General features: G+C 73.4%; 9 protein-coding genes. 4 read left to right on the top strand and 5 right to left on the bottom strand.

What is annotated here, in order from left to right; translation table 11 throughout:
• Window positions 1-216: 216 nt before the first annotated feature.
• The 3 genes from HNR40_RS40575 to HNR40_RS40565 are packed head-to-tail and all read right to left on the bottom strand — an operon-like array spanning window position 217 to window position 3,888.
• Window positions 217-1,383 (bottom strand): cysteine desulfurase family protein, encoded by a 1,167-nt coding sequence (locus tag HNR40_RS40575; RefSeq protein ID WP_184971195.1) that lies wholly within the window; start codon window positions 1,381-1,383, stop codon window positions 217-219.
• Window positions 1,384-1,387: 4 nt separating this feature from the next.
• Window positions 1,388-2,248 (bottom strand): LPD16 domain-containing protein, encoded by an 861-nt coding sequence (locus tag HNR40_RS40570; protein WP_184971193.1) that lies wholly within the window; start codon window positions 2,246-2,248, stop codon window positions 1,388-1,390.
• Window positions 2,245-3,888, bottom strand: a complete 1,644-nt coding sequence (locus HNR40_RS40565) for a condensation domain-containing protein (protein ID WP_184971191.1) — start codon at window positions 3,886-3,888, stop codon at window positions 2,245-2,247. The genes HNR40_RS40570 and HNR40_RS40565 overlap by 4 nt, the downstream gene beginning before the upstream one ends.
• A gap of 139 nt (window positions 3,889-4,027) precedes the next feature.
• On the opposite strand from HNR40_RS40565, the gene HNR40_RS40560 reads away from it, so the two are divergent.
• Window positions 4,028-4,270, top strand: coding sequence for a phosphopantetheine-binding protein (locus HNR40_RS40560; protein WP_184971190.1), 243 nt, complete (start codon window positions 4,028-4,030; stop codon window positions 4,268-4,270).
• On the opposite strand, the gene HNR40_RS40555 is transcribed toward HNR40_RS40560, so the two are convergent.
• Both HNR40_RS40555 and HNR40_RS40550 read right to left on the bottom strand, forming a co-directional pair.
• A complete protein-coding gene (locus HNR40_RS40555) occupies window positions 4,238-5,614 on the bottom strand; it encodes an AMP-binding protein (RefSeq protein WP_184971188.1) in 1,377 nt (458 codons plus the stop codon). The genes HNR40_RS40560 and HNR40_RS40555 overlap by 33 nt on opposite strands.
• Window positions 5,615-5,634: 20 nt before the next feature.
• The gene (locus HNR40_RS40550) at window positions 5,635-6,987 is read right to left on the bottom strand and encodes a condensation domain-containing protein (protein WP_184971186.1); all 1,353 of its coding nucleotides are present in this window, start codon (window positions 6,985-6,987) and stop codon (window positions 5,635-5,637) included.
• A 175-nt stretch (window positions 6,988-7,162) separates the two neighbouring features.
• On the opposite strand from HNR40_RS40550, the gene HNR40_RS40545 reads away from it, so the two are divergent.
• From HNR40_RS40545 to HNR40_RS40535, 3 genes are read left to right on the top strand one after another with little or no spacing between them, the layout of a single operon-like run.
• Window positions 7,163-15,616, top strand: coding sequence for a type I polyketide synthase (locus tag HNR40_RS40545; RefSeq protein WP_281395752.1), 8,454 nt, complete (start codon window positions 7,163-7,165; stop codon window positions 15,614-15,616).
• Window positions 15,606-20,846, top strand: a complete 5,241-nt coding sequence (locus HNR40_RS40540; RefSeq protein WP_184971182.1) for a type I polyketide synthase — start codon at window positions 15,606-15,608, stop codon at window positions 20,844-20,846. Before HNR40_RS40545 ends, HNR40_RS40540 begins: the two co-directional genes overlap by 11 nt.
• A gap of 24 nt (window positions 20,847-20,870) precedes the next feature.
• A complete protein-coding gene (locus HNR40_RS40535; RefSeq protein ID WP_184971180.1) occupies window positions 20,871-26,063 on the top strand; it encodes a type I polyketide synthase in 5,193 nt (1,730 codons plus the stop codon).
• The last annotated feature ends 22 nt before the right edge of the window (window positions 26,064-26,085 follow it).

Here is a 26,085-nt window from a genome sequence, read left to right as displayed (position 1 = left end):
CCGGCCCGACGCCCCTAACCGGCCGTCGGGCCTTTTCACACCCTCACAACCCCGGATCCGGGCTACCCGCTGACCTGCTTGGGTGCCTCCGGGCAGTCCCTTTCGGGTTGTAACCCCAAGGCCGCGCTTCCGCGTGCGCTTCCCCATCGGGGCACAACTCCCAAGGCCGCAGCTCCGCGTGTGTCGCCCCAGGGTTGGGGTTGCCCTTGCAAGGGGTCAGCGGTAGTGGGTGGAGGCGCCGGTGACCACCTCGGCCAGGCCTCTGGCGCGTTCGCACACGAGCTCCAACCCCGTCACCAGGTCCTCCTCGGACAGCTGGGGAGAAAGGCAGATGCGCACAGAGCTGTTGGCGTCGTCGGCCGCGACGCCGATCGCGGTGAGCACGTAGGACGGCTCCTGCGAGTCGGAGTTGCACGCCGACCCGGTCGACAACGCCACCCGGTGCAACCCGGCGACCAGGCTCTCGCCCCGCACCCCGGGCAACACCACGTTCAGGACATGGGGCACCGAGATGTTCGGGTCGCCGTTGAAGCGGAACCCCGGCACCCTGTCCGTCAGCACCTTCAGCGCCACCTCACGAAGGCGCGTGATGGCCGTCCAGTTGTCGTTCAGGCGCCGCTGGGCCAGCCGGCAGGCCGCGCCCAGGCCGACGACCAAATGGGTGGGGATCGTGCCGCTGCGGAGTTCGTGCTGGCCGCCGCCGTACATGACGGGGCGCAGTCTGCGGCGCACCTCCCGGCGCGCGTAGAGCGCGCCGACGCCCTTCGGGCCGTGCACCTTGTGGGCGGACAGCGACAGGGTGTCGATGCCCTCCGCGTTCACGTCGATCGGGATGCGGCCGGCCGCCTGGGCGCCGTCCACGTGCAGCAGCGCGCCGGCCTCGTGGCAGAGCGCGGCCATCTGGGCGATCGGCTGGATGGTGCCGATCTCGCTGTTGACCCAGGCCGCGGTGGCCACCCGGGTGTGGGCGTCGAGCTTGGCGCGCAGGTCGGCCAGGTCGGCCTGGCCGTCCTCGCGCACCGCCATCGTCCTGGTGTCCACGCCGCGGGCGGCCAGCGCGCTTCCGATCGACAGCGAGGACTTGTGGTCGGTCGGGCAGAAGACCGCGTTGACCGGCGCCCGGTCCTCGTGCTCGAACAGGCCGAGCAGGGCGATGTTGTTGCTCTCCGTCGCGCCCGAGGTGAAGACGATCGTGCTCGGGTCGGCGCCGAGCAGTTCGCCCACCGACGCGGCGGCCAGGTCGACCGCGCGGCGGGCCCGCTTGCCGAGGACGTGCGGTGAGGACGGGTTGCCGAAGTCCTCGCGCAGGTAGGGCAGCATCGCGTCGAGGACTTCCTCGTCCACGCGCGTGGTGGCGCAGTTGTCCAGGTAGATGATGTTCACGGAATCAGCTCCTGATGGTGCACACCGTGACGAGTCCACCGAAGATCTCGTCGGCCGACATCTCCCCGCTGCCGCCCGGGTCGGTGATGATGACGGTCATGCCGGGCAGGCCGTACAGGCTGAGGGCGATGTCGACGCCGGTCTCGACGGGGTTCAGGCACTCGCCGGGCGCGTAGACGAGCAGCGTGCGGTAGCCGGCGTTGTAGACCTCGGCCACCATCTCGGTCATCTCGCCGGCGCAGCCGGTGATGCCGCAGCTCATCAGCGTGCGGTAGTTGCCGTTGTCGTCGAGGAAGGAGACCTCGGGCTTGCTCTCGCCGGACTCCAGGTAGCGCTTCTCCAGGCGGCCCTGCTTGACGAGCTTGGCGGCGGTCTTCTGGAAGCGGTACTTGAGCCAGGTCTCGGGGAAGGCCAGCGGGTGCTTCCTGCTGGGCAGCATGCTGTCGGGGGACAGGCCGACGCTGCGCAGCTCCTTCTCGTAGGAGGAGGGGAGCTGGTTGAAGCCCTCGTAGTACTCGGCGCGCAGCTCGCCGGCGGGCCGGCCGTTCTGGGGGACGTACTGCCAGTCGTTGATGAGCAGCAGCAGGCGGGCCTCGGGGTGGTCGTGCAGCAGGTCCACCGACATCCGCCAGGTGTAGGCGGGGAAGATGCCGACGCGGCCGGCGATGCGGCGCTTCATCACCTCGGAGTCCTGCTCCTCGATGATGCCCGAGACCAGTTTGCCCTCCTCGTTCTCGAAGAGCATGAAGTGGCCACCCATGATGACCAGGTCGGAGCCGGTGCCGGTGCCGGCCAGCTCGCGGTTGACGACGTCGCGGAGCTCCTGCTCGGACGCCACCAGCTCGTGGTGCTTGGAAACGCTCATGATGTGACCACTCCGAGTCTGTTCCGATCTTGCGTGGAAAGGGGGACGAGCCGTCGGGCCAGCGCCCGGAGCGGCGTGGGACCGGCGAGCTGGCAGACGTCGAGTCCGGTCCAGCCCTGGGCGCCCAGTTCTGCGAGCACGCGCGGGATCCGCAGGGCGCGGCCGCCGGCGAGCGTGTAGCTGCGCGTGAGATCCGTCTTCCGCAGGCCGTTCACCTGCCGGACGATCTCCGCGAGATCCTGCTCGGCCGCCGGGTCGGCGTCCGAGGTTCCGAGGTACGGCCGCGCGCCTCCACACCCCGGCGTTTCGCCTTCCGGCGGGGTGAAGCCCGCGAGCCGGGCCGCTTCGGAGAGCCGGAGGCCGTCGTCGCGGGCGGCCAGCAGCACGGCCTCGAAGCCGCGCAGGAACCGTTCCACCGCGTCGCCGTCCATGACCGAGGAGGCCGCGTGCAGCGAGACCGCCACCGCGTCCTTCCACTCGTCCACCCGGACGTAGGTGTCGGTGCCGGTGTGCGCCCACGACTCGGGCACCGGGTTCGAGGTGAACGCGGTCCGCGTGCCCTTGTACTCGCGGGAGGCCTGCTTGATGAAGTTGAACTCCGAGGCCAGCCGTACCGGATGGGCGCGGCGTGAGCCCTCGCGGGACAGCAGCTCGACCACCTCGTCGTAAGGCAGGTAGGCGTGCTCGCGGGCGAGCGTGAACGCGGCCGAGACGCGCGCCAGCAGTTCGCCGAACGTGGGGTCGCCCGAGCAGTCCACCCGCACGAGCGTCGGCGAGAACATGCAGGTGAGCACGTCGCCGAAGGGGTGGGCGTCGCGGTTGCCGACGAACGACAGGTGCCCGACGGTGTCGCCGCCGGTGTAGGCGGCCATGGTCGCGGTGTAGGCGGTCAGGTGGATGAGGGACGGCCACGCCCGGTGCGTGGCGGCCAGCTCGCGGGAGGCGGGCAGGAGCGCGGGGGAGATGAGCGTCGCGTGGCGGGCCGGCGGGCCGGCCGGGCGGGTGCGCCGGGCGGCGAACAGGTCGTAGGGGAGCTGGGCGATCTCGTTCTCCCAGTGCGCGACCGCGCGGGCGGCGGTCACGGCCGCCTCCGCAGAGGCCTCGTAGCGCGCCAGGTCGGCCGGCTGGTGCCGGACCGGCTGGATCGCGGCCGGGCGGCGGCCGGCGAAGCCGGCGCGCTGCATCCGCAGCTCCCGCTTGAGCTCGCCGATCGTCCAGACGTCGACGGCCAGGTGGTTGAGCACCACGACCATCTGCTTGGGCACGCCGCCGGTGGTGATCACGCAGGCCCGGATCGGCCACTCGGACTCAAGGTCGAACGGGCGGCTCGACAGGTCCTCGACCACCTCGGCGGGCGACGGGGTGCCGTCCCGTTCGGTGGTCACCTCGATCGCCCGGACCGGTCCAGGGGGGTCGACCTTCTGGTAGGGGTCGCCGTCGCCGTCGAGGTGGAAGGTCGTGCGCAGCGCCTCGTGCCGGCGGGCCAGGTACGTGAGCGTGGCCCGGCAGTTGGCCAGCGTGATGCCCTCGTGCACGCCCAGCCTGAGCACGACGTGCGTCTCGTGGCGGTGAGCAGGGGGTAGCTGGTGGAATCGCAGCCACATGTAGCGCTGGCCCCAGCACAGCTTCGCAGTCTTCACGCTTTCAGAATTGGGTTTCTCTGGGGTTACCACAATGGGTGCGCGGTGGCCGCTAGGGGATAGCGAGAAGCTGCCACTAGCGGTTCCCCTTAGGAATAGGGGACGGTTAGTGGTAGGCAGATTTATTGCGAGGTGGCATATGTTGGAAATACCTGCTGACTTTCAGCGTCTCCTGCGTCCGCACCTGCCGTACGCCGATTCCGGCGCGTTCTCGGCCCGCGACGAGCTGGCCGGGCTCGGGCTCGACTCGATGGGCGTGGTGCAGCTGCTCGTCGACATCGAGAACGGCTACGCGGTCGCGCTGCCGGACGACATCCTGGACGAGGAGACGTTCGCCACGGTCGGCTCGCTATGGGAGGCGCTGGCCGTACATATCGGCTAGGGCGCGCCGGTCGACCTTGCCGTTGCCGTTCAGCGGCAGCTCGTCGAGGACGGTCACCGCGCGCGGCACCATGTAGCGCGGCAGGACCTGCGCGACGCCCCTGAGCAGGGTGGCGGTGTCGACGCCCGCGCCCGTGCAGGCGGCCTCCAGGACCAGCTCGCCGTCGGCGCCGGGCAGGGCCAGTACGACGGCCTCGCTCACGCCCGGCTGCAGGCGCAGCGCCGCCTCGATCTCGCCGAGCTCCACGCGATGCCCGGCGATCTTGACCTGCTGGTCCAGCCGCCCGTGGTGCACCAGCAGCCCGTCCTCCCAGGCCACCCGGTCGCCCGTGCGGTACCACTCGCCGAAGAAGCGCCCTTCGTCGTCGGCCGGGTCGAGGTAGCCGGGGAAGCGCTGCACGCCTTTCAGGCACAGCTCGCCGTCCATGACCGTGTGCTCCACCTGCGGGTACGGCACGCCGATCGGCACCGTCCCGTTGGCCGGCTCCGGCCAGTCGGCCCGCTCGGCGGGCAGGCGGTACTGGGTGCAGCTGATGGTCAGCTCGGTCGGCCCGTACAGGTTCTCCAGGACGCTGTGCGGCGCGGCCGCCCGCCACGCGTCGGCCTGCTGAAGCGTCAGCGGCTCCCCGCAGAACAGGCTCCAGCGCAGCGACGGCATCGTGCCGGTGCCGAGCCGGCGCAGCCGCGCCGCCACCGAGACCACCGACGGCACCGAGAACCAGTGCGTCAGCTCGTGCCTGGTCACGAACGTCACCGGCTTGAGCAGGTCGTACTTGAGCGGCACGACCAGCGTCGCCCCGCTGCCCCAGGTGGCGAACATGTCGAAGACCGACAGGTCGAAGGTCAGGTCGAAGGTCTGCGACACGCGGCAGCCGGGGCCCAGCTCGTAGCGCGGGATCACGTACGACAGGTAGGCGTCCACGCTGGTGTGGCGCAGCGGCACGCCCTTGGGCACGCCGGTGGAGCCCGAGGTGAACAGGATGTAGGCGAGGCCGTCCGGATCCTGGGCGCCCGCGGGCACGGTTCGGTCGGCGGGCGCGGGCGTGGCGAGCACGAGTCCGGCGGAGCGGGCGATGGTGTCGTTGCGGGCCTGCGGCGCGGCCGGGTTCAGCGGCACGACCGTGCGTCCGAGCCGCTGGATCGCCAGGTAACCGGCATAGGCGAGCACCGTTCTGTCGGCGCGCAGCCCGACCCGCGGGCCGTCGCCGCCGATGCCGGCGGCGATGCGCCCGGCCAGCTCGTCGAGCTCGGCGTAGGTGAGCCGGTCGCCGGCCACCTCCAGCGCCACGGCGTCACCGTGGCGGGCGACGCTGTCGGCGAACCACTGGTACAGGGTCCGTGCCACGGTATGACTCCCGGAAGTGGCTAGCGCGGCGGCCCGTCGGCCTCGCGCGGGAAAAGGGACGGATCAAGCTCTTTGCCGCTCCACAGCTCCTTGAGCCCGGCCTCCGGCCCGGTGGCCGCCAGCTGGACCCCGTGGCCCACGCCGCGCAGGATGTCGAGCATGCCGTCGGCGGGGACGACGTCCGGGTCGGCGAGCATCAGCAGCGAGGTCCTGCCGCGCTGCACCTGCACACGGACGCGGAACGGCTGGCCGTACTGCTGGGCCAGCGGCGTCCAGACCAGCTCGGCGGGGCTGTCGTCGGCCGGGTCGGCGACCTTGTCGTCGATCTGCAGGTAGTTGAACCAGCAGCGCAGCAGGTGGTTGAACCAGCAGCCGTGCTCGGGCCTGCCGTACTCGGCGGCCACCTCGGACATGCGGTCGATGTCGTAGCTGCCGTGCCGGTAAGCCTTGGTGGCGGCCCAGTGCAGCCCGCGTACGTGCTCGGCGAGGGTGGCGCCCTGGTCGACGGGCAGGACGACCGGGACGAGCTGGTTGAGCGTGCCGACGGCGCGCTGGTTGCCGGCGGAGAACCGGTTGGAGGCCATCAGGCTCATCGTGACCCGGTCCGCGCCGGTCTGCCGGGCGACGCCCGCCGCGACCAGCGCCATGACCACGGCGGGCGCGGTGACGCCGAGCCGTTTGGCGGCCGCGTGGGCCAGCCCGCCGATGCGCCGCGAGTGGAGCGTCGCCTCCAGGCGGTTGCGGTAGGCGCGCGAGGGCAGCGTGGGCAGCTCGTCCATGAGCCCGTCCTCCAGCACGCCGCGCCAGTGGCGCTCGGCGCCCGTCCGGCGGGCCGCCCACTCCTGCCCGCGCTGGCTCGACGCCAGCGTGCGCGGGACGGGGCCCAGCTCGGCGGTCGCGCCCGGGTCCTTGACCAGCGCGCGGAACTGCGTCCGCAGGTGCTGCACCGACCAGGCGTCCAGGATCAGGTGGGAGATCGACAGCGCCAGGAACTTCGGCTCGCCCTTCACGCTGACCAGCAGCCCACGCCAGTTGAGGTCCGCCTCCATGGGGAAGGGCCGCCCGATCAGCTCGGCCGCGGTGCGCTCAGCCTCCTGCTGGTCGCCGCCGTCACGCTCGACGAGCTCGATCGGCAGCGCCACCGTCTCATGCACTCTCTGGTACGGCACGCCGTCCCGCACGTGGTAGGTGGTGCGCAGCGCCTCGTGCCGCTCGACCAGGGCGCTCAGCGCGGCGGTCACCCGGTCGAGCGTCAGCCCGCGCAGGTCCCACATCGCCGGCAGGTTCGCCTCGTGGATCCAGTCGTGCGGGTGCCGCTCGATATCGCGCCAGCTGAACAACTGGCCGAAAGTGAGTGCAGCTTCTACGGGCATGTTGCCATTCATTGCCCAGCCGTGCCCACACCGTCAACTGTGGCTGGGCGGCCAACAGTTGCGGTAACTACGTGCCACCGTCCTTCCATGGGCCTCAGCAAAGTCCGCGATTAGGGTCTTAATTACTGGCCAATAGTCGCGAATATTCAATACCCCGGCTTGAGGTGGCGCATTGATGGTTGGTGAGTCGAATCAGCTGGCTGGGATCGCCGTCGTCGGCATGTCCTGCAGGCTCCCTCAGGCTGCCGACCCGGCCCGGTTCTGGCACCTGCTGCGTGATGGAGTGGACGCGGTCACCCCGGCCCCCGAGGACCGGTGGCCCAACGCCGCCGGCTACCGCTTCGGCGGATTCCTGGAGGACGTCGAGGGCTTCGACGCCGCGTTCTTCGGCATCTCCCCGAACGAGGCCGCGGCCATGGACCCGCACCAGCGTCTGGTGCTGGAACTGGCCTGGGAGGCCCTGGAGAACGCGCGGGTGCTGCCCGCGGAGCTGCGCGGCAGCGCGGCGGGCGTGTTCCTGGGCGCGATCTCCAACGACTTCGCGGCCCTGGGAGCCGGTGGCCGCCACGGCTACACCGGCGCCAACCGGGCGATGATCGCCAACCGGGTCTCCTACCTGCTCGGCCTGCGCGGCCCGAGCCTCACCCTGGACGCCGGCCAGTCCTCCTCGCTCGTGGCCGTCCAGATGGCGTGCGAGAGCCTGCGCCGCGGCGAGATCGGCCTGGCCGTCGCCGGCGGCGTCAACCTCAACCTCCTGGGCGAGACCACCAACGCCATCGGCGAGTTCGGCGCGCTGTCACCCGACGGCCGCTGCCACACCTTCGACGCGCGGGCCAACGGCTACGTACGCGGCGAAGGCGGCGGACTCGTCGTGCTCAAGCCCCTCGCCGCGGCCGTAACCGACCGGGACGTCATCCACGCGGTGATCCTGGGCGGCGCGGTCAACAACGACGGCGGCGGCGAGGGATTGACCGTCCCCAGCAGCCGGGCGCAGGCCGAGGTCATCGAGTTGGCCTGCGCTCAGGCGGGGGTCGCGCCCGGTGCCGTGCAGTACGTGGAACTTCACGGCACCGGGACCAAGGTCGGCGACCCGATCGAGGCCACCGCCCTCGGCTCCGTGTACGGCAAGGCCCGCCCGGCCACCGAGCCCCTGCTGGTCGGCTCGGTGAAGACCAACATCGGCCACCTGGAGGGCGCGGCGGGCATCGCCGGGCTGCTCAAGGTCGTGCTGAGCCTCAAGCACCGCGAACTGCCCGCCAGCCTCCACTGCGAGACGCCCAACCCGGAGATCCCCTTCGACTCGCTGCGCCTGCGCGTCGTGCCCGAGACCCTCCCGTGGTCCGCGCGCCGCCTGGTCGCCGGCGTGAGCTCGTTCGGCATGGGCGGCACCAACTGCCACCTGCTCGTCACCGAGCCGCCACGCCTCAGCATCGGCGGCTCCCGGCGTCAGCCCGTCCACACGGAGTCCGACGGCAGCGCCCCCTGGGTGTTCTCCGCACGCTCCCCTGGCGCGCTGAAGGAGCTGGCCAAGCAGCTCGCCGAGGTCGAGGCCGACCCGGCCGACGTGGCGTGGAGCCTGGTGCGCAGCCGCGCCGGCTTCGAGCATCGCGCGGTGGTGCTCGGCGCCGCCAAGCAGGAGGCGCTGCGCGCGCTGGCCGACGGCCTGCCGCACGACGCCGCCGTCACCGGCACCGGCGCCGGGCGCACCGCCTTCGTCTTCCCCGGCCAGGGCGCCCAGTGGCCGAGCATGGCCCGCGAGCTGCTGTCCGGCTCGCCCGCCTTCGCCGAGCGGGTCGCCGAGTGCGCGCTCGCGCTCGCCCCCTTCACCGACTACGACCTCATGGACGTGCTGCGCGAGAAGCCCGGCGCGCCCGGCCTCGACCGGGTGGACGTGGTCCAGCCCGCGCTGTGGGCCGTCATGACCGGCCTGGCCGCGCTCTGGCAGTCGCACGGACTCCGTCCCGACCTGGTCATCGGACACTCCCAGGGCGAGATCGCCGCCGCCACCGCCGTCGGCGCCCTGTCAGCCCAGGACGCCGCCCGCGTCGTCGGGCTGCGCAGCAAGGCCATCGCCGGGATCGCCGGCAAGGGCGGCATGATGTCGCTGGCCGCGCCACTCGGCGTGATCGAGAGCACGATGGCGCGCATCTCCCGGCACCTGGCCGTCGCCGCCGTCAACGGGCCCACGTCCTTCGTCGTCTCCGGCCCGCACGAGGCGCTCGCCGAGCTGAAGTCCCGGCTGCCCGAGTACCGCAGCCGGATCATCCCGGTCAACTACGCCTCCCACTCCGCCGAGGTCGAGCAGGTCCGCGACGAGGTCCTCGCCGCCCTCGCCCCGGTACGGCCCGCATCCACGTGCACCACCTTCGTCTCCACGCTCACCGGCCGCCCCATCGACACCGCCGAGCTGGACGCCTCCTACTGGTATGCCAGCCTGCGGCGGCCCGTTCGCTTCGGGCAGGCGGTCAGGGTCGCGCTGGAGCACGAAGCCGGGGTTTTCGTGGAGTGCAGCCCGCATCCGGTGCTGGTGTCGGGGGTCAGCGAGACCGCCGAGGCCGCCGGGCGCGAGGTGTCCGCCGTCGGCACCCTGCGCCGCGACGACGGCGGGGCGGAGCGGGTCATGCGGTCGCTGGCCGAGGCCTACGCGGGGGGCGCCGAGGTCGACTGGGCCGGTCCCTGCGGGGGCGGGCGGCTGGTCGACCTGCCTACCTACCCGTTCCAGCGGCGGCGTCACCGGCTTGCCGTACCGGCGGGAAGAGCCGCGGCTCTCAACGGCGGGACGCGCTCGCACACATCAGGCGAAACGAACGGCGCTCACCACGCGAACGGTGCTCACTCCGCGGACGGTGCTCTCCACGCCGACGGCGCTTCCCACGCGGACGCTGGTGAGGCTGCGGGCTTTGGCGGGGATGTCCGGGAGCTGGTGCTGGCCACGCTCGCCGGGCTGCTCGGGCACGAGGACGCCGCCGGGATCGAGCCTTCCAGGACGTTCAAGAATCTCGGCGTCGAGTCCGCCACCGCGCTGGACCTGCGCAACCGGCTGCGCTCGATCACCGGGCTGCGGCTGCCCACGAGCCTGCTGTTCGACCACCCGACCCCGCAGAAGCTGATCGACCACCTGCGCGCGCTGCTGGCGCGGGAGGCGCCGCGGGCGACCGTTCAGGAGCGGGCGCGGCTTGACGACGACCCGGTCGTGGTGGTCGGGATGGGCTGCCGGTATCCGGGTGGCGTGGCCACGCCCGCCGACCTCTGGAAGCTGGTCAGCGAGGGCACCGACGCGATCACCGAGTTCCCGGCGAACCGGGGCTGGGACATGGCGGCGCTGTTCGCCACCGGCCAGGACCGTTCGGGCACCAGCGACACCGGCCACGGCGGCTTCCTGCACGACGCCGACCGCTTCGACGCCGGCTTCTTCGGCATCAGCCCGCGCGAGGCCGCCGCCATGGACCCGCAGCAGCGGCTCCTGCTGGAGATCAGCTGGGAGGCGGTCGAGCGCGCCGGGATCGACCCGGCCGAGCTGCGTGACACGGCGACCGGCGTGTTCGTGGGCGCGATGGCGCCCGACTACGGTCCCCGGCTGCACCTGTCCGGCGGCGTCGCCGACGGCCACCTGCTCACCGGCACCGCGCTGAGCGTGGTCTCCGGCCGGATCGCGTACACGCTCGGCCTGCGCGGCCCGGCGCTCACCACGGACACGGCCTGCTCGTCGTCGCTGGTGTCGATCGTGCTCGCCACGCAGGCGCTGCGCCGCGGCGAGTGCACGATGGCGCTGGCCGGCGGGGTGACCGTGATGTCGACGCCCGGCATGTTCGTGGAGTTCAGCCGCCAGGGCGGGCTGGCCCGCGACGGCCGCTGCAAGGCCTTCTCCGCGGACGCCGACGGGACCGGCTGGGCGGAGGGCGCCGGGATGCTCCTGCTGGAGCGCCTGTCCGACGCCCGCCGCAACGGCCACCCCGTGCTCGCCGTCATCAGGGGCGGCGCGGTCAACCAGGACGGCGCCAGCAACGGCCTCACCGCGCCCAGCGGGCTGGCCCAGCAGGCGGTCATGCGCCAGGCGCTGGCCGACGCCCGCCTGACCTCCGCCGACGTGGACGTCGTGGAGGCCCACGGCACCGGCACCACGCTCGGCGACCCGATCGAGGCCGAGTCCGTCATGTCGGTCTACGACGACGTGTGGCTCGGCTCGCTCAAGTCGAACCTCGGCCACACGCAGGCCGCGGCGGGAGTCGGCGGCGTCATCAAGATGGTGCAGGCGCTGGAGCACCGGGTGCTGCCGCGCACCCTGCACGCCGACGAGCCCAGCCCGCACGTGGACTGGTCGGCCGGGAACGTCAAGCTGCTGACCTCACCCGTGGACCTGCCCGAGGGCCGCACGCTGCGGGCCGCGGTCTCCAGCTTCGGCATCAGCGGCACCAACGCCCACCTGATCATCGAACAAGCCCCCACCACCCCAGAACCCGCGCCCATCGGCCCGGAACAGGACGCCCCGGAGACCGCGTCGCCGGCTGGGCAGGAGTTGCTGGCCTGGGTGTTGTCGGCCAGGTCCGAGAGCGCGTTGCGGGCCCAGGGGGCTCAGCTGCGTGAGGTCGCCGCCGGAACGTCTGACCTGGCCGCCGCCGGACGGGCGCTGGCCAGGAAGTCCGGGTTCGCCCACCGGGCCGTCGTGGTCGCCCGCGACCGCGGCGAACTGCTCGCCGCCCTGGACGCGCTGGCAGAAGGCACGCCGCACGCCGCGCTCGTGACCGGCGTCGCTGACAGGGACGTCCAGCCGGTCTTCGTCTTCCCCGGCCAGGGCTCGCAGTGGGCCGGGATGGCCGTCGAACTGCTGGACTCCGACGAGGTCTTCCGCACCGAGCTGCGCCGCTGCGACGCAGCACTCAGGGCGCACACCGGCTGGTCCGTCGAGGACGCGCTGCGCGCCGAGGGCAAGCTGGAGGGCTCGGACGTCATCCAGCCGGTGCTCTTCGCGGTGATGGTGGCGCTGGCGAAGGTGTGGCGTTCGCTGGGCGTCGAGCCTTCGGCGGTCGTCGGGCACTCGCAGGGCGAGATCATCGCCGCCTGCGTGGCCGGCGCCCTGTCGCTGGAGGACGCGGCCAAGGTCGTGGTTCTGCGCAGCCGGGCCCTGATGCGGCTCGGGGACCGCGGCGGCATGACCGCCCTGCCGGTCCCGGCCGAGCGGGGGCGCGAGCTGATCGAGCCGTGGGCGGGCCGGCTTTGGCTGGCCGTACACAGTGGGCCGGAGAGCTGTGTGGTCGGCGGGGACGCCGACGCGCTGGAGGAGTTCACCGCCGCGCACGGCGAGAGCCTGAACGCCCGGCGGGTCGCCATCGGCTACGCCGCGCACACCCCGCACATCGAGGCGCTGCGCGAGGAGATCCTCTCCGCCCTCGACGGCATCGCGCCGCGCGCCGGCGAGGTCGCCTTCTGCTCCTCCTACGCGGGCGGCCCGGTGGAGCACACCGAGCTGACCGCCGAGTACTGGTACACGAGCCTGCGCAACCCCGTCCGTTTCCAGGAGGCGGTGGAGTCGTTCGCGGGGACGCCGTTGTTCGTCGAGACCAGCCCGCACCCGGTGCTGACCGGCCACGTCCAGGACACGCTGACCGCCGCCGGCCGCCCCGGCGGCGCCACCGGCACGCTGCGGCGCGGCGACGGCGGGCGTGCCCGCCTGCTCACCGCGCTGGCCCAGGCGCACGTCCTCGGCGCCCGCGTCGACTGGCCCGCCGCCCTGGGCACCGGCCCCCTAGCCGAGCTGCCCACCTACCCGTTCGAGCGGCAGCGCTACTGGCTCGACGGTACGGCCGGCGCCGACGTGTCCACCTCCGGCCTGGACGCCACCCGCCACCCGCTGCTCGGCGCGGCCGTTCAGCTGGCGGCGGGCGACGGGCACCTGCTGACCGGCAGGCTCTCGCTCGCCGCCACCCCGTGGCTGGCCGACCACGCCGTGGACGGCACGGTCCTGCTGCCGGGCACCGCGTTCGTGGAGCTGGCCCTGGAGGCCGCGGCCACGGTGGGCGCCGCGTCCGTCGAGGACCTGACGCTGGAGGCTCCGCTGCGTCTGGCCGCCACGGAGGCGGTCCAGATCCAGCTGACCGTCGGCGCTTCTGACGAGGGCGGCCACCGCGACCTGTCCGTCCACGCCCGCCCGGCGGGCGACCCCGACGCGCCATGGACCCGCCACGCGACCGGCGCCCTGTCAACCAGCACCCCCGCAACGGCTGAGTCGCTGACCGTGTGGCCGCCTGCCGACGCCACGGGTGTGGACCTCGACGACGCCTACGAGCGGCTGGCCGAGCGCGGCTACGGATACGGCCCCGCCTTCCAGGGCCTTCGTGCCGCCTGGCGCGCGGGCGAGGACGCCTACGTCGAGGTGGAGCTGCCCGAGCACGTCAGCGAGGGCGCCGACCGGTTCACCCTGCACCCCGCGCTGCTCGACGCCGCCCTCCACCTGCTGGTGCTGGACGCCGGGGGCGAGCCGGGCACGCTGCTGCTGCCGTTCTCGTGGAGCGGCGTGCACGCGAGCACCGGCGGCGCGCGCACCCTCCGCGTACGGCTGACGCCCCAGGGCCAGGACCGTCACGTCCTGACCGTGCACGACCTATCCGGCGCCCCGATCGCCACGGCTGAGTTGACCCTGCGCGCCGTCCCGCGCACCGGCGCAGCCCCGGCCGCCGAGACCTACACGGTCACCTGGACGGAAGTGCCCGAGCCCGAGCGCGACGCCGTCACCTGGGCCACGGTCGGCTACGACGCCTTCGCCGACGAGGTCGGCGGGCAGCGCTACTACGACCTGGCCTCGCTGGCCGACATGAGCGTGGACGCGCCGGGGGCGGTGCTGGTCCCGTTCGAGCCGGACGCCGATGACCTGCCCTACTCCGTGCACGACGCCCTCTACCAGGCCCTCGACCTCGTGCAGGGCTGGGTGGGCGACGAGCGGTTCTGGCAGTCCCGGATGGTCTTCGTGACCAGGGGACCCGCGGTCGTCACCGGGCCCCTGTGGGGGCTGGTGCGCTCCGCCCAGGCCGAGCACCCCGGCCGGTTCGCGCTGGCCGACGTGGACGCGGGCTTCACCGACTGGGAACTGCTGGCCGCCACCGACGAGCCCCAGCTGCGGGCCCGAGGCGGCAGCCTCCAGGTTCCCCGCCTGACCCGACGGACCGGGGGTCCGGCGGGCGCGACGCCGGCGGGCCCGGGCACGGCGGACCCGGGCTCGCCGGCCCCCGCTCCCGACCACACAGCGGCCCTCGCTCCCGATCCCGACCAAACACCGGCGAGTGCTCTGGCCGAGGGGACCGTGCTGGTCACCGGTGGCACCGGGGCGCTGGGTGGGCTGGTGGCCGAGCGGCTGGCCGCCCGGCACGGCGTGCGTGACCTGGTGCTGGTCTCCAGGAGCGGCCCGGACGCGCCCGGCGCGGCCGAGCTGGCCGGGCGGCTGGAGTCGCTGGGCGCCCGCGTCACGATCGCCGCCTGCGACGTCTCCGATCGGGACGCGCTGGGCAGGCTGGTCGGCGGGATTCCGGAGCTGGCCGGGGTCGTGCACACGGCCGCGGTCCTGGACGACGCGACCGTCGCCGGACTGTCGGCCACGCAACTGGACACCGTGCTCGCGCCCAAGGCGGACGCCGCGTGGCGGCTGCACGAGCTGGCCGGGGACCGTCCGCTGATCCTGTTCTCCTCGGTGGCCGGTGTGATCGGCACCGCGGGGCAGGCCAACTACGCCGCCGCCAACGCCTTCCTCGACGCTCTCGCCGAGCACCGCCACGCCCTGGGGCTGCCCGCGGTGTCGGTGGCGTGGGGCGCGTGGGAGACCGGCATGGCCGGTGAGCTGTCCGGCGCCGACGTCGTGCGGATGTCGCGCGCCGGTGTCGCCGCCCTCACCGCCGAGCAGGGCCTCGAACTCTTCGACGCCATCCTGACCGCGCCGGCCGACGAGGCCGTGGTCGTGGCGGCCCGGTGGGACGCCGCGGCGCTGCGGTTGCGGGCCGAGGCGGGGGAACTCGCCTCGATCCTGCGCGGGCTGGTGCGCGCGCCCCGCCGTACCGCGGAGAAGGGCGGTTCCACGAGGAACGGCACGGCGTCCGCGGCCGGGCCGGTGGCGCTGGTCGAGCGGCTGGCCGTCATGGCCGAGCCGGACGCGCGCAACCATCTGACCGGCCTGGTCCGCTCGCACGTGGCGGCGGTGCTCGGGCACGGCGGCGCCGACCGCGTCGGCGTGGACAAGTCGTTCAACGAACTGGGCTTCGACTCGCTCACCGCGGTCGAGCTGCGCAACCGACTCAACGCCGACACCGGGCTGCGGTTGCCGGCGACGCTCGTCTTCGATCACCCGACGGTCAGCGCGCTGGCCGAGCACCTGTTCCAGTCCCTGGCCCCGCGGACGCCCTCGCCCGAGGACACGCTGCGCGGCGCGGTGGAGAAGGTCGAGTCGATGCTGCTGGCGGCCAACGGGGAGGGCGAGGGGATCAAGGGACGGCTGGTCGCCATCCTGCAGAGCGCCCTCTCCCGGTTCGGCAGCAGTGGCACCGCGGCGAACGGCGCCGCCGAGAAGATCGTTTCGGCCTCCGACGAGGAGATCTTCGCCTTGATCGACAACCGGAGCATGGCGGAAGGACCCGATCATGGCAACTGAGGAAAAGCTCCGCGATTACCTTAAGCGGGCCACGGTCGAACTCGCCGAGACCAGGCAGCGCCTGGCGGACGCGCAGGCGCGCAGCCACGAGCCGATAGCGATCGTGGGGATGGCCTGCCGCTATCCGGGCGGGGTGTCCAGCCCCGAGGAACTGTGGGACCTGGTCAGGTCCGGTGTGGACGCCATCACCGAGTTCCCCGCCGACCGGGGCTGGGACGAGGACGTCTACGACCCGGACCCGGAGGCTCCCGGCAAGTCGTACACCAGGCACGGCGGTTTCGTGCACGACGTGGCGAGCTTCGACGCCGGCTTCTTCGGGATCAGCCCGCGCAACGCGCTGGCCACGGACCCGCAGCAGCGGTTGTTCCTGGAGGCGTCGTGGGAGGCGTTCGAGCGGGCCGGGATCGACCCGGCGACGCTGCGCGGCAGCCGTACCGGGGTCTACGCGGGGTGCATGTACAACGACTACTCGGTCAGGTTCACCCACGGCGCGATCCCGCAGTCGGTGGAGGGCCTGTTGCTGACCTCGAGCACGCCGAGCGTGCTGTCGGGGCGGGTTTCCTACACGTTCGGTCTTGAGGGCCCGTCGATCTCGGTGGACACCGCCTGCTCATCGTCGCTGGTGGCCGTCCACCTCGCGGTACGCGCGCTGCGCAACGGCGAGTGCGGGATGGCGCTGGCCGGGGGCGTGACGGTGCTGGTGCCGCCGGACACGTTCGTGGAGTTCTCGAAGCAGCGGGGGCTGTCGCCGGACGGCCGGTGCAAGTCGTTCTCCTCGACCGCCGACGGGGTGGCGTGGGGCGAGGGCGCCGGGGTGCTGTTGCTGGAGCGCCTGTCGGACGCGGTCCGCAACGGCCGGCCGATCCTCGCGGTCATCCGGGGCACCGCCGTCAACCAGGACGGCGCGAGCAACGGTATGACCGCCCCGAGCGGGCCCGCCCAGGAGCGGGTGATCGCGCAGGCGTTGTCCGACGCCAGGCTGACGACGGCGGACGTGGACGTGGTCGAGGCGCACGGGACCGGCACCAAGCTGGGCGACCCGATCGAAGCACAGGCCATTTTGTCCACATATGGACGTAATCGTGCGGCGGATCAGCCCTTGTGGCTCGGCTCGGTGAAGTCGAACATCGGGCACGCCCAGGCCGCCGCCGGAGTCGCCGGCGTGATCAAGGCCGTGATGGCGCTGCGGAACCGCGTCATGCCGCCCACCCTGCACGTGGCCGAGCCGACCCCGCACGTGGACTGGTCAGCGGGCGCGGTCGAGCTGCTCACCGAGGCCCGCGAGTGGGCGCCGCACGACAAGCGGCCCCGCCGCGCGGGCGTCTCGGCCTTCGGCATCAGCGGCACCAACGCCCACGCCGTCCTGGAGGAATACACCCAGGAGCCCGTCCCCGCCACCGGGCAGGCCGGTCAGGGCCCGCTGGTCTGGGCGCTCAGCGCGCAGACGGCCAAGTCGCTGCGCGGGCAGGCGGCCAGGCTGCGTGACTTCGTGCTCGACCGGCCCGCGACCGGCGCCCAGGACGTGGCCCATTCGCTGGTCACCCGCCGCGCCGCCTTCACGCACCGCGTCGCCGTACTCGGGAGCGACCGTGAGGCGCTGCTGGCCGGGCTCGGCGGGCACCTGCGCGGCGAGTCCCCGGCCGAGGTCGTGGAAGGCGTGGCCAAGGAGCACCTCAAGCTGGCCTACCTGTTCACCGGCCAGGGCGGCCAGCGGCACGGGATGGGCCGCGAGCTGTATGCCGCATTCCCGGCCTTCGCCAAGGCGCTCGACGAGGTCTGCGCCGAGCTGGACCGCCACCTCGACCGCCCGCTGCGCGAGGTGATGTGGGCCGAGCCGGGCACCCCCGAGGCCAAGCTGCTCAACGAGACCTCCTACACGCAGCCCGCGCTGTTCGCCTTCGAGGTGGCCGCCTTCCGGCTGCTGGAGTCGCTCGGCGTGCACCCCGGCATCGTCGCCGGGCACTCGGTGGGCGAGTTCGCCGCCGCCTACGCGGCCGGCGTCTGGTCGCTGCCCGACGCCGCCCGGCTGATCGCCGCCCGCGGCCGCCTCATGCAGGGACTCGACACCCCGGGCGCGATGGTCGCGATCGAGGCCACGGCCAAGGAGATCGCCTCGTCGCTGACCGGGCAGGAGCACCTGATCGGCCTCGCCGCCGTCAACGGGCCCAAGAGCGTGGTCATCTCCGGCGAGGTGGCCGCCTGCCTGGCGGTCGCCGAGGAGTGGACCGACCTCGGCCGGCGCATCCACCGGCTCGCCGTCAGCCACGCCTTCCACTCGCCGCTCATGGAGCCGATGCTGGCTCCCTTCGCCGCCGTGCTGGAGGACGTCGAGTTCGCCGAGCCGAAGCTGGAGTTCGCCACCAACCTCAACGGCGGCTCGTGGGCCGACCGCGAGTACTGGCTGGCCCAGATCCGCCGCGCGGTCCAGTTCCAGGCCATGATCGAGCGGCTGGACTCGCTCGGCGCCGACGCCTACCTGGAGATCGGCCCGCAGGCCGTGCTCGCCAGGATGGCCCACGACTGCCTGGAGGGCCGCGAGGCCGCCGTCCTGACGCTCAGCCGCCGCCAGCGCGCCGAACCCGACGCCCTCGCCACCTGCCTCGCGCAGGCGTGGGTGATCGGCGCCCACGTCGAGTGGTCCACGCTGACCGGCCACGGCGCCCCCGTCGACCTGCCCACCTACGCCTTCGACCGCGAGCGCTTCTGGCTCGACCCGCCCGCCCGCGTCGCCGACCTGGGCGCGACCGGCCTGCGCGAGGTCACCCACCCGCTGCTGAGCGCCGCGCTCGACGTGGCCGGCGACGGCGTGAGCGTGCTCACCGGCCGCCTCTCGCTGGCCGACTCGCCCTGGCTGGCCGACCACGCCGTCAACGGCGTCGCCGTACTGCCCGGCGCGGCCTTCGTCGACCTGCTGCTGGAAGCGGGCGGCCAGATCGAGGAGCTGGTCTTCGAGGCGCCGCTGGTGCTCACCGAACGCGGTGGCGTGACCGTCCAGGTCGTCGCCGACGCCCCGGACGACCAGGGTGTACGGCAGGCCCGCGTCCACTCCCGCCCGGCGGCCGACCCCGACGCCCCCTGGACCCGCCACGTGCGCGGCACCCTGTCACCGGAGCCCGCGGCCCCCGCCGCCTGCGACTGGGCGGCGACCTGGCCTCCGCCGGGCGCCGAGCCGGTCGAGGTGGCCTACGGTCCGCTGGCCGACGCCGGCTACGAGTACGGGCCCGCGTTCCAGGGTGTGCGCGCGCTGTGGCGCTCCGGCGATGAGCTGTTCGCCGACGTGGCGGTGGGCGAGCTCGACGTGACCGGCCACTGGATCCACCCGGCGCTGTTCGACGCGATGTTCCACGTGCTGCTGATCGGCGCGCCCTCGGCGGAGCTGCGGCTGCCGTTCGAGTTCCGCGGCGTGCGGCTGGTGAGTCCGGGGGCGACGGCGCTGCGGGTGCGGCTGCTGCGCGAGGGCCAGGACGGCTGCTCGATCGAGGCGGCCGACGCCTCGGGCGGGCGGGTGTTCGCGCTGGAGTCCGCGCGCATCCGCGCGGTGGCGGCGGGCGCGCTCGGCGGCAACTCGACCGGTCCCGCGCCCTACGGCCTGGACTGGGTGGAGGTCGCGCCGGCCGGCGAGCCGGTCGGCGAGTTCACCGTGGTGCCGCTCGCCCAGGGCACGCCGCGCGAGCTGACCGCACGGGCGCTGGCCGCGATGGCCGGGGAAGAGCGCCTGGTGGTCTTCGCGCCGCGTGGCCTGGACGCCGCGGTGGTGCGGGGCCTGGTGCGGACCGCGCAGACCGAGCAGCCCGACCGGTTCGTCCTGGCGGAGGTGCCGGACGGCTTCGAGGACTGGGAGCGGGTGCTGGCGACCGGCGAGCCGCAGGTGCGGGTGTCGGACGGCAAGGTGCTTGCCCCCCGCCTGGTGCGCCGGTCCGTGGAGGGGCCGGTCACGCTCGGCTCCGGCACGGTCCTGGTCACCGGCGGGACCGGCGACCTGGGCGGGCTGATCTCCCGCCACCTGGTCGAGCGGCACGGGGTTCGTGACCTGGTGCTGCTGTCCCGGCGCGGCCCCGGCGCACCGGGAGCCGCGGTGTTGAAGGCGGCGCTCGAAGAGCTCGGCGCCCGGGTCGAAGTGGTCGCCTGCGACGTGGCCGACCGGCGGGCGCTGGCCACGGTCGTGGACGGGATCAAGGACCTGACCGGCGTCGTCCACACCGCCGGCGTCCTCGACGACGCCACCATCGACGGGCTGACGCCCGAGCGCATCGACCGGGTCTTCGCCCCCAAGCTCGACGCCGCCCACCACCTGCACGAGCTGACGAAGGACCGCGACCTCAAGGCCTTCGTGCTCTTCTCCTCACTGGCCGGCATCCTCGGCAACGCCGGACAGGGCAACTACGCCGCCGCCAACACCTACCTCGACGCGCTGGCCGAGCAGCGCAGAGCCGAGGGACTGCGCGCCGTCTCCATCGCCTGGGGGCTCTGGGACGGCGGCATGGGCGGCGAGCTCACCGACATGGAGATCGCCAGGCTCGCCCGCGCCGGTGTCGCCCCGCTCGGCGTCGAGCACGGGCTGGCCCTGTTCGACGCCGCACTGGCCGGGGACGAGCCGGTGGTCGTGGCGGCCCGCTGGGACATGGTCGGGCTGCGCGCCAGGGCCGAGGACGGCAGCCTGCCGCCCCTGTTCAGGGGGATGGTGCGGGCGCCGCGCCGTACCCCGTCGCAGAAGAAGGGGGCGGGGCGGCTCACCGAGCGGCTCGCGGCGCTGACGGAGTCCGAGGCCATGCGGCTGCTCACCACGACGGTCCGTGGCCACGTGGCCGCGGTGCTCGCCCACGCCAGCGCCGACCACGTGGACGTGGACAGCGCCTTCAACCAGCTCGGGTTCGACTCGCTCACCGCGGTCGAGCTGCAGAACCGGCTCAACGCCGAGACCGGCCTGCGGCTGCCCGCGACGCTCATCTTCGACCACCCGACGGTCTCGGCGCTGGCCAAGTACCTGCACGAGACCCTGGCACCCGCCACCCCGTCGCCCGAGGACCTGCTGCGCGGAGTCCTGGAACGCGTCGGCTCCATGATCACCACAGCTAAGGACAACGGCGAGGACATCCGCGGCCGCCTGGTCGCCGTGCTGCAGAGCGGCCTGACCAGGTTCGGGGGCACCGCGAGCAATGACGACGAGGGCGTCGACATCGACACCGCCTCCGATGAGGAGATCTTCGCACTCATCGACAAGGAACTGTGAACCATGACAGGAAAGGCCCGAGCGATGGGTACCGAGGACAAGCTCCGCGACTATCTCAAGCGCGCCACCGTCGAACTGGCGGAGACCCGTAGGCGCCTGACCGAGGACGAGAGCCGTCGCCACGAGCCCATCGCCATCGTGGGCATGGCCTGCCACTTCCCCGGCGGCGTCAGCAGCCCCGAGGAACTGTGGGAGCTCGTGCGCTCCGGCCGCGACGCCATCGGGGACTTCCCCGAGGACCGCGGCTGGAACCTCGATGACCTGTACGACCCTGACCCTGACGCCATCGGCAAGAGCTACACCCGCAACGGCGGCTTCATCCCCGACGCGTTCGACTTCGACGCCGCGTTCTTCGGCATCAGCCCGCGCCACGCGCTCGGCACCGACCCGCAGCACCGGCTGTTCCTGCAGGCCACCTGGGAGGCGTTCGAGGCGGCCGGGATCGACCCCGGGACGCTGCGCGGCAGCCGTACCGGCGTGTACGCGGGCGTGATGTACGAGCACTACTCCAACCGCTTCCTCGACGGCTCGCCCGAGGCGATCGAGGGCACGCTGTTCACCTCCTCGGTGGCCAGCGTGCTGTCCGGCCGCGTCTCCTACGTCTACGGCCTGGAGGGCCCGTCGATCTCCATCGACACCGCCTGCTCCTCCTCGCTGGTCGCCATCCACCTCGCCGCCCAGGCGCTGCGCCGGGGCGAGTGCACGCTGGCCCTGGCCGGCGGCGTGACGCTGATGCCGTCGCCGGTGCCGTTCGTGGAGTTCTCCCGCCAGCGGGCGCTGTCGCCCGACGGGCGCTGCAAGGCGTTCTCCTCCACGGCCGACGGGGTGGCCTGGGCGGAGGGCGCCGGGGTGCTGCTGCTGGAGCGCCTGTCGGACGCGCGCCGCAACGGCCGCCGCATCCTGGCCGTCGTGCGCGGCAGCGCGGTCAACCAGGACGGCGCCAGCAACGGCATGACCGCCCCCAGCGGGCCCGCCCAGGAGCGCGTGATCGAGCAGGCGCTCGCCGACGCCCGCCTCGACCTCCACGACGTGGACGCGGTGGAGGCGCACGGCACCGGCACCACCCTCGGCGACCCGATCGAGGCGCAGGCCCTGCTGGCCACCTACGGACGCATGCGGCCGCACGACCGGCCGCTCTGGCTGGGCTCGCTCAAGTCGAACCTCGGGCACGCCCAGGCGGCGGCCGGGGTCGGCGGCGTGATCAAGATGGTGAAGGCGCTGGAGCACCGGGTGCTGCCGCGCACGCTGCACGTGGCAGAGCCGACCCCGCACGTGGACTGGTCGCAGGGCGGCGTGCGGGTGCTGGTCGACGAGGTCGAGCTGCCCGAGGGCGAGCGCCCGCCGCGCGCCGGCGTCTCCAGCTTCGGCGTGAGCGGCACCAACGCGCACCTGATCCTGGAGCGCGGCCCCGACGAGGAGGCGGCCCCCGAGACGGACGCGCCGCTGGTGTGGGTCGTCTCGGCCAAGACCGAGAGCGCGCTGCGCGCCCAGGCCGCCAGGCTGCGCGGGCGGGCGGCGACCGCGACGCTCGCCGACCTGGCCGCCGCCGGCCCGGTGCTCGCGCGCCGGGCCAGGTTCGCCCACCGCGCCGTCGTGATCGCCGCTGACCGTCCCGAGCTGCTCGCCGGCCTCGACGCGCTCGCGGCCGGAGCCCCGCACCCGGCCGTCGTGGAGGGACTCGCCGCCGCGGCCCGCACCATCTTCCTCTTCCCCGGCCAGGGCTCGCAGTGGCCGGGCATGGCCGTCGAACTGCTGGAGTCCAGCGCGGTCTTCCGCGAGCGGCTGCGCGCCTGCGACGAGGCGCTCAAGCCGCACACCGGCTGGTCGGTGGAGGACGTGCTGCGCTCCGGCGAGAAGCTGACCGGCTCCGACGTCATCCAGCCCGTGCTGTTCGCGGTGATGTGCGCGCTGGCCGAGCTCTGGCGCTCGCTCGGCGTCGAGCCCGCCGCGGTCGTCGGCCACTCGCAGGGCGAGATCGCCGCCGCGTGCGTCGCCGGGGTCCTCTCGGTGGAGGACGCCGCCAGGATCGTCGCGGTGCGCAGCCGGGTCATCGTCGAGCGGCTCGGCGGCACCGGCGGCATGCTCTCCGTCGCGCTGCCGTCCGAGCGGGTCCGCGAGCTGGCCGCGCCGTACGAGGGACGGCTGTGGATCGCCGTGGACAGCGGGCCGAGCGGATGCGTCGTCGCCGGTGACGTGGACGCGCTCGACGAGGTGGCCGCGGCCTGGGAGGAGCCTTACCGGGCGCGCAGGATCGCGGTGGACTACGCCTCGCACACGCCGCACATCGAGATCCTGCGCGACGAGCTGCCCGCCCTTCTGGGCGAGGTACGGCCGGGCCGTACCGACATCGAGTTCTGCTCCTCGATGGCCGGGGACTTCATCGACACCGAGCGGCTGACGGCCGGCTACTGGTTCGAGAACGTGCGCAACCCGGTCCTGTTCCGGCAGGCGATCGGGTCGGTCAGCGGAGCGCCGCTGTTCGTCGAGGTGAGCCCGCACCCGGTGCTCCAGGCGGACGTGGCCGAGATGAACGAGGCCGCGGGCATCTGCGGCACCCTGCGCAGGGGCGCGGGCGACTGGCGGCGCTTCCTGGCCGCGCTCGCCCAGGCGTTCGTGCTGGGCGCCGAGGTCGACTGGGCCGCCGCGCTCGCCGCCACCCCGTTCCGGCACGTGGACCTGCCGACCTACGCCTTCGACCGGCAGCGCTACTGGCTGGACGGCGGCGCGCGGCCCGGACGCGTCCCCGGCGTGGACGGCTCCGAGCACCCGCTGCTGAACGCGGTCGTGCCGGTGGCCGACGGCGGGTTCGTGCTCAGCGGTCAGCTGTCGGCCAAGGCCGCGCCCTGGCTGACCGACCACGCGGTCGAGGGCGGCGTCCTGCTGCCCGGCGCCGCCTTCGCGGAGCTGGCACTCGAAGCGGCCGCCGCCTCGGGCTGCGAGCTGGTCGAGGAGCTGGTCATCGAGGCCCCGCTCATCCTCACCGGCACCGCCCGCCTCCAGGTCGTCGTCTCCGCCGAGACCGACGCCCGGCGCGGCATCACGATCTTCTCCGAGACCGGCGACGCCTGGGTCCGTCACGCCTCCGGCGCCCTGGCCGTCACCGGACCCGCCTCTCCCGGCTGGGCGGCCGCCTGGCCTCCCGAGGGCGCCCAGCCGGTGGAGGTGGCCTACGAGCGCCTGGCCGCCCAGGGCTACGAGTACGGGCCCGCCTTCCAGGGTGTGAGCGCGATGTGGCGCGCGGGCGATGAGCTGTTCGCCGAGGTCAGCGCCCCTGACGGGGTGGACGTGACCGGCTTCGGCATCCACCCGGCGCTGCTGGACGCCTCCTTCCACCCGCTCGTGCTGGCGGCGGAGGAGGGCGCGCTGCGGCTGCCGTTCGCCTTCCGCGGCGTGCGCCTGTCGGCCGCGCAGGCCTCCCTCCTGCGTGTACGGCTGACGCCGCGCGGCGCCGACGACGCCGGGATCGAGGCGGTGGACGCCGCCGGTCACCCGGTCTTCTCGATCGACTCCCTCCGCGTACGGCAGGCCGCACCGAGACCGGCCGCCGCCCAGGTCGCTCCCTACGGCCTGGACTGGGTGGAGATCACGCCCACGGGCGACCCGGCCGGCACGTTCAAGGTGGTGCCCCTGTCCGAGGGGACTCCCCGCGAGCTGACCGCCCGCGTGCTGGCGGCGGTGGCGGGCGAGGACCACCAGGTGGTGTTCGCGCCGAGTGGCCTGGACGCCGCAGTGGTCCGGGGCCTGGTGCGGACGGCGCAGACCGAGCAGCCGGGCCGGTTCGTCCTGGCCGACGTCCCGGACGGCTTCGCCGACTGGGAGCGGGTGCTGACGACCGGCGAGCCGGAGGTGCGGGTGCGCGCCGGCAAGCTGTTCGCCCCGCGCGTGGCCCGCAGAACCGCCGGGGAGCCGGAGCCCATCGGCTCGGGCACGGTCCTGGTGACCGGAGGGACCGGCGGTCTGGGCGGCCTGATCTCCCGCCACCTGGTCGAGCGGCACGGAGTGCGCGACCTGGTGCTCCTGTCCCGGCGCGGCATCGACGCACCGGGAGCGGAGGAGCTCCGCACGGCGCTCGAGGAGCTGGGCGCCCGGGTCGAGGTGCTCGCCTGCGACGTGGCCGACCGGCGGGCGCTGGCCACGGTCGTGGACGGCATCGCGGACCTGACCGGCGTCGTGCACACCGCCGGAGTCCTGGACGACGCCACGATCGAGGGCCTGACGCCGGAGCGGATCGACCGGGTCTTCGCCCCCAAGCTGGACGCGGCCTGGCACCTGCACGAGCTCACCAAGGACCGCGACCTCAAGGCGTTCGTGCTCTTCTCCTCGCTGGCCGGGATCCTCGGCAACGCCGGTCAGGGCAACTACGCCGCCGCCAACACCTACCTCGACGCGCTGGCCGAACTGCGCAGGGACGAGGGACTGCCGGCCGTCTCCATCGCCTGGGGACTCTGGAACACCTCCACCGACCTGACCGGCGGGCTCAGCGCCGCCGACCGGGGCAGGCTGGCCCGCTCCGGCGTCGCCCCGCTCGACTCCACTCAGGGGCTGGAGTTGCTGGACGCGGCGCTGGCCCTCGACGAGCCGGTGGTCGTGGCGGTCCGCTGGGACACCGCGGGGCTGCGGTCCAGGGCCGAGAACGACGACCTTCCGGCCGTGCTGCGCGGGCTGGTGCGGGCGCCCCGCCGTACCGCGTCGAACGCGACGGCGGGGGGCGGGCTGGCCGAGCGGCTGGCTGCGCTCCCGCACGCCGAGAGCCTGCGGCTGCTGACCGCCACCGTCCGCGCGCACGTCGCGGCCGTGCTCGCGCACGCCAGCCCCGACCAGATCGACGTCGGCACCGCCTTCAGCCAGCTCGGGTTCGACTCGCTCACCGCGGTCGAGCTGCGCAACCGGCTCAACGCCGAGACCGGCCTGCGGCTGCCCGCGACGCTCGTCTTCGACCACCCGACCGTGACCTCCCTGGCCGACTACCTGTTCCGCACGCTCGCCCCCAAGACGCCCTCGCCCGAGGACGTGCTGGAAGGCGCACTGGAGCGCGTCGAGGCCATGCTCACCAGCGCCAACGGGGAGGGCGACGCCATCCGCGGACGGCTCGTCCCGATCCTGCAGACCGCCCTCGCCAGGTACGGCACGGGCCAGAACGACGCCGACGGCATGGTCGAGAAGATCGACGCCGCCTCCGATGAGGAGATCTTCGCGCTCATCGACAACGAACTGTGAACCCATGACTCCCGTTACCGGA

Origin of the sequence: Nonomuraea endophytica, from assembly GCF_014203235.1 — a bacterium.
GTDB lineage: Bacteria > Actinomycetota > Actinomycetes > Streptosporangiales > Streptosporangiaceae > Nonomuraea > Nonomuraea endophytica.
Note: the sequence above shows the minus strand (reverse complement) of the source record. Positions and strands in the feature narration are given on the sequence as shown.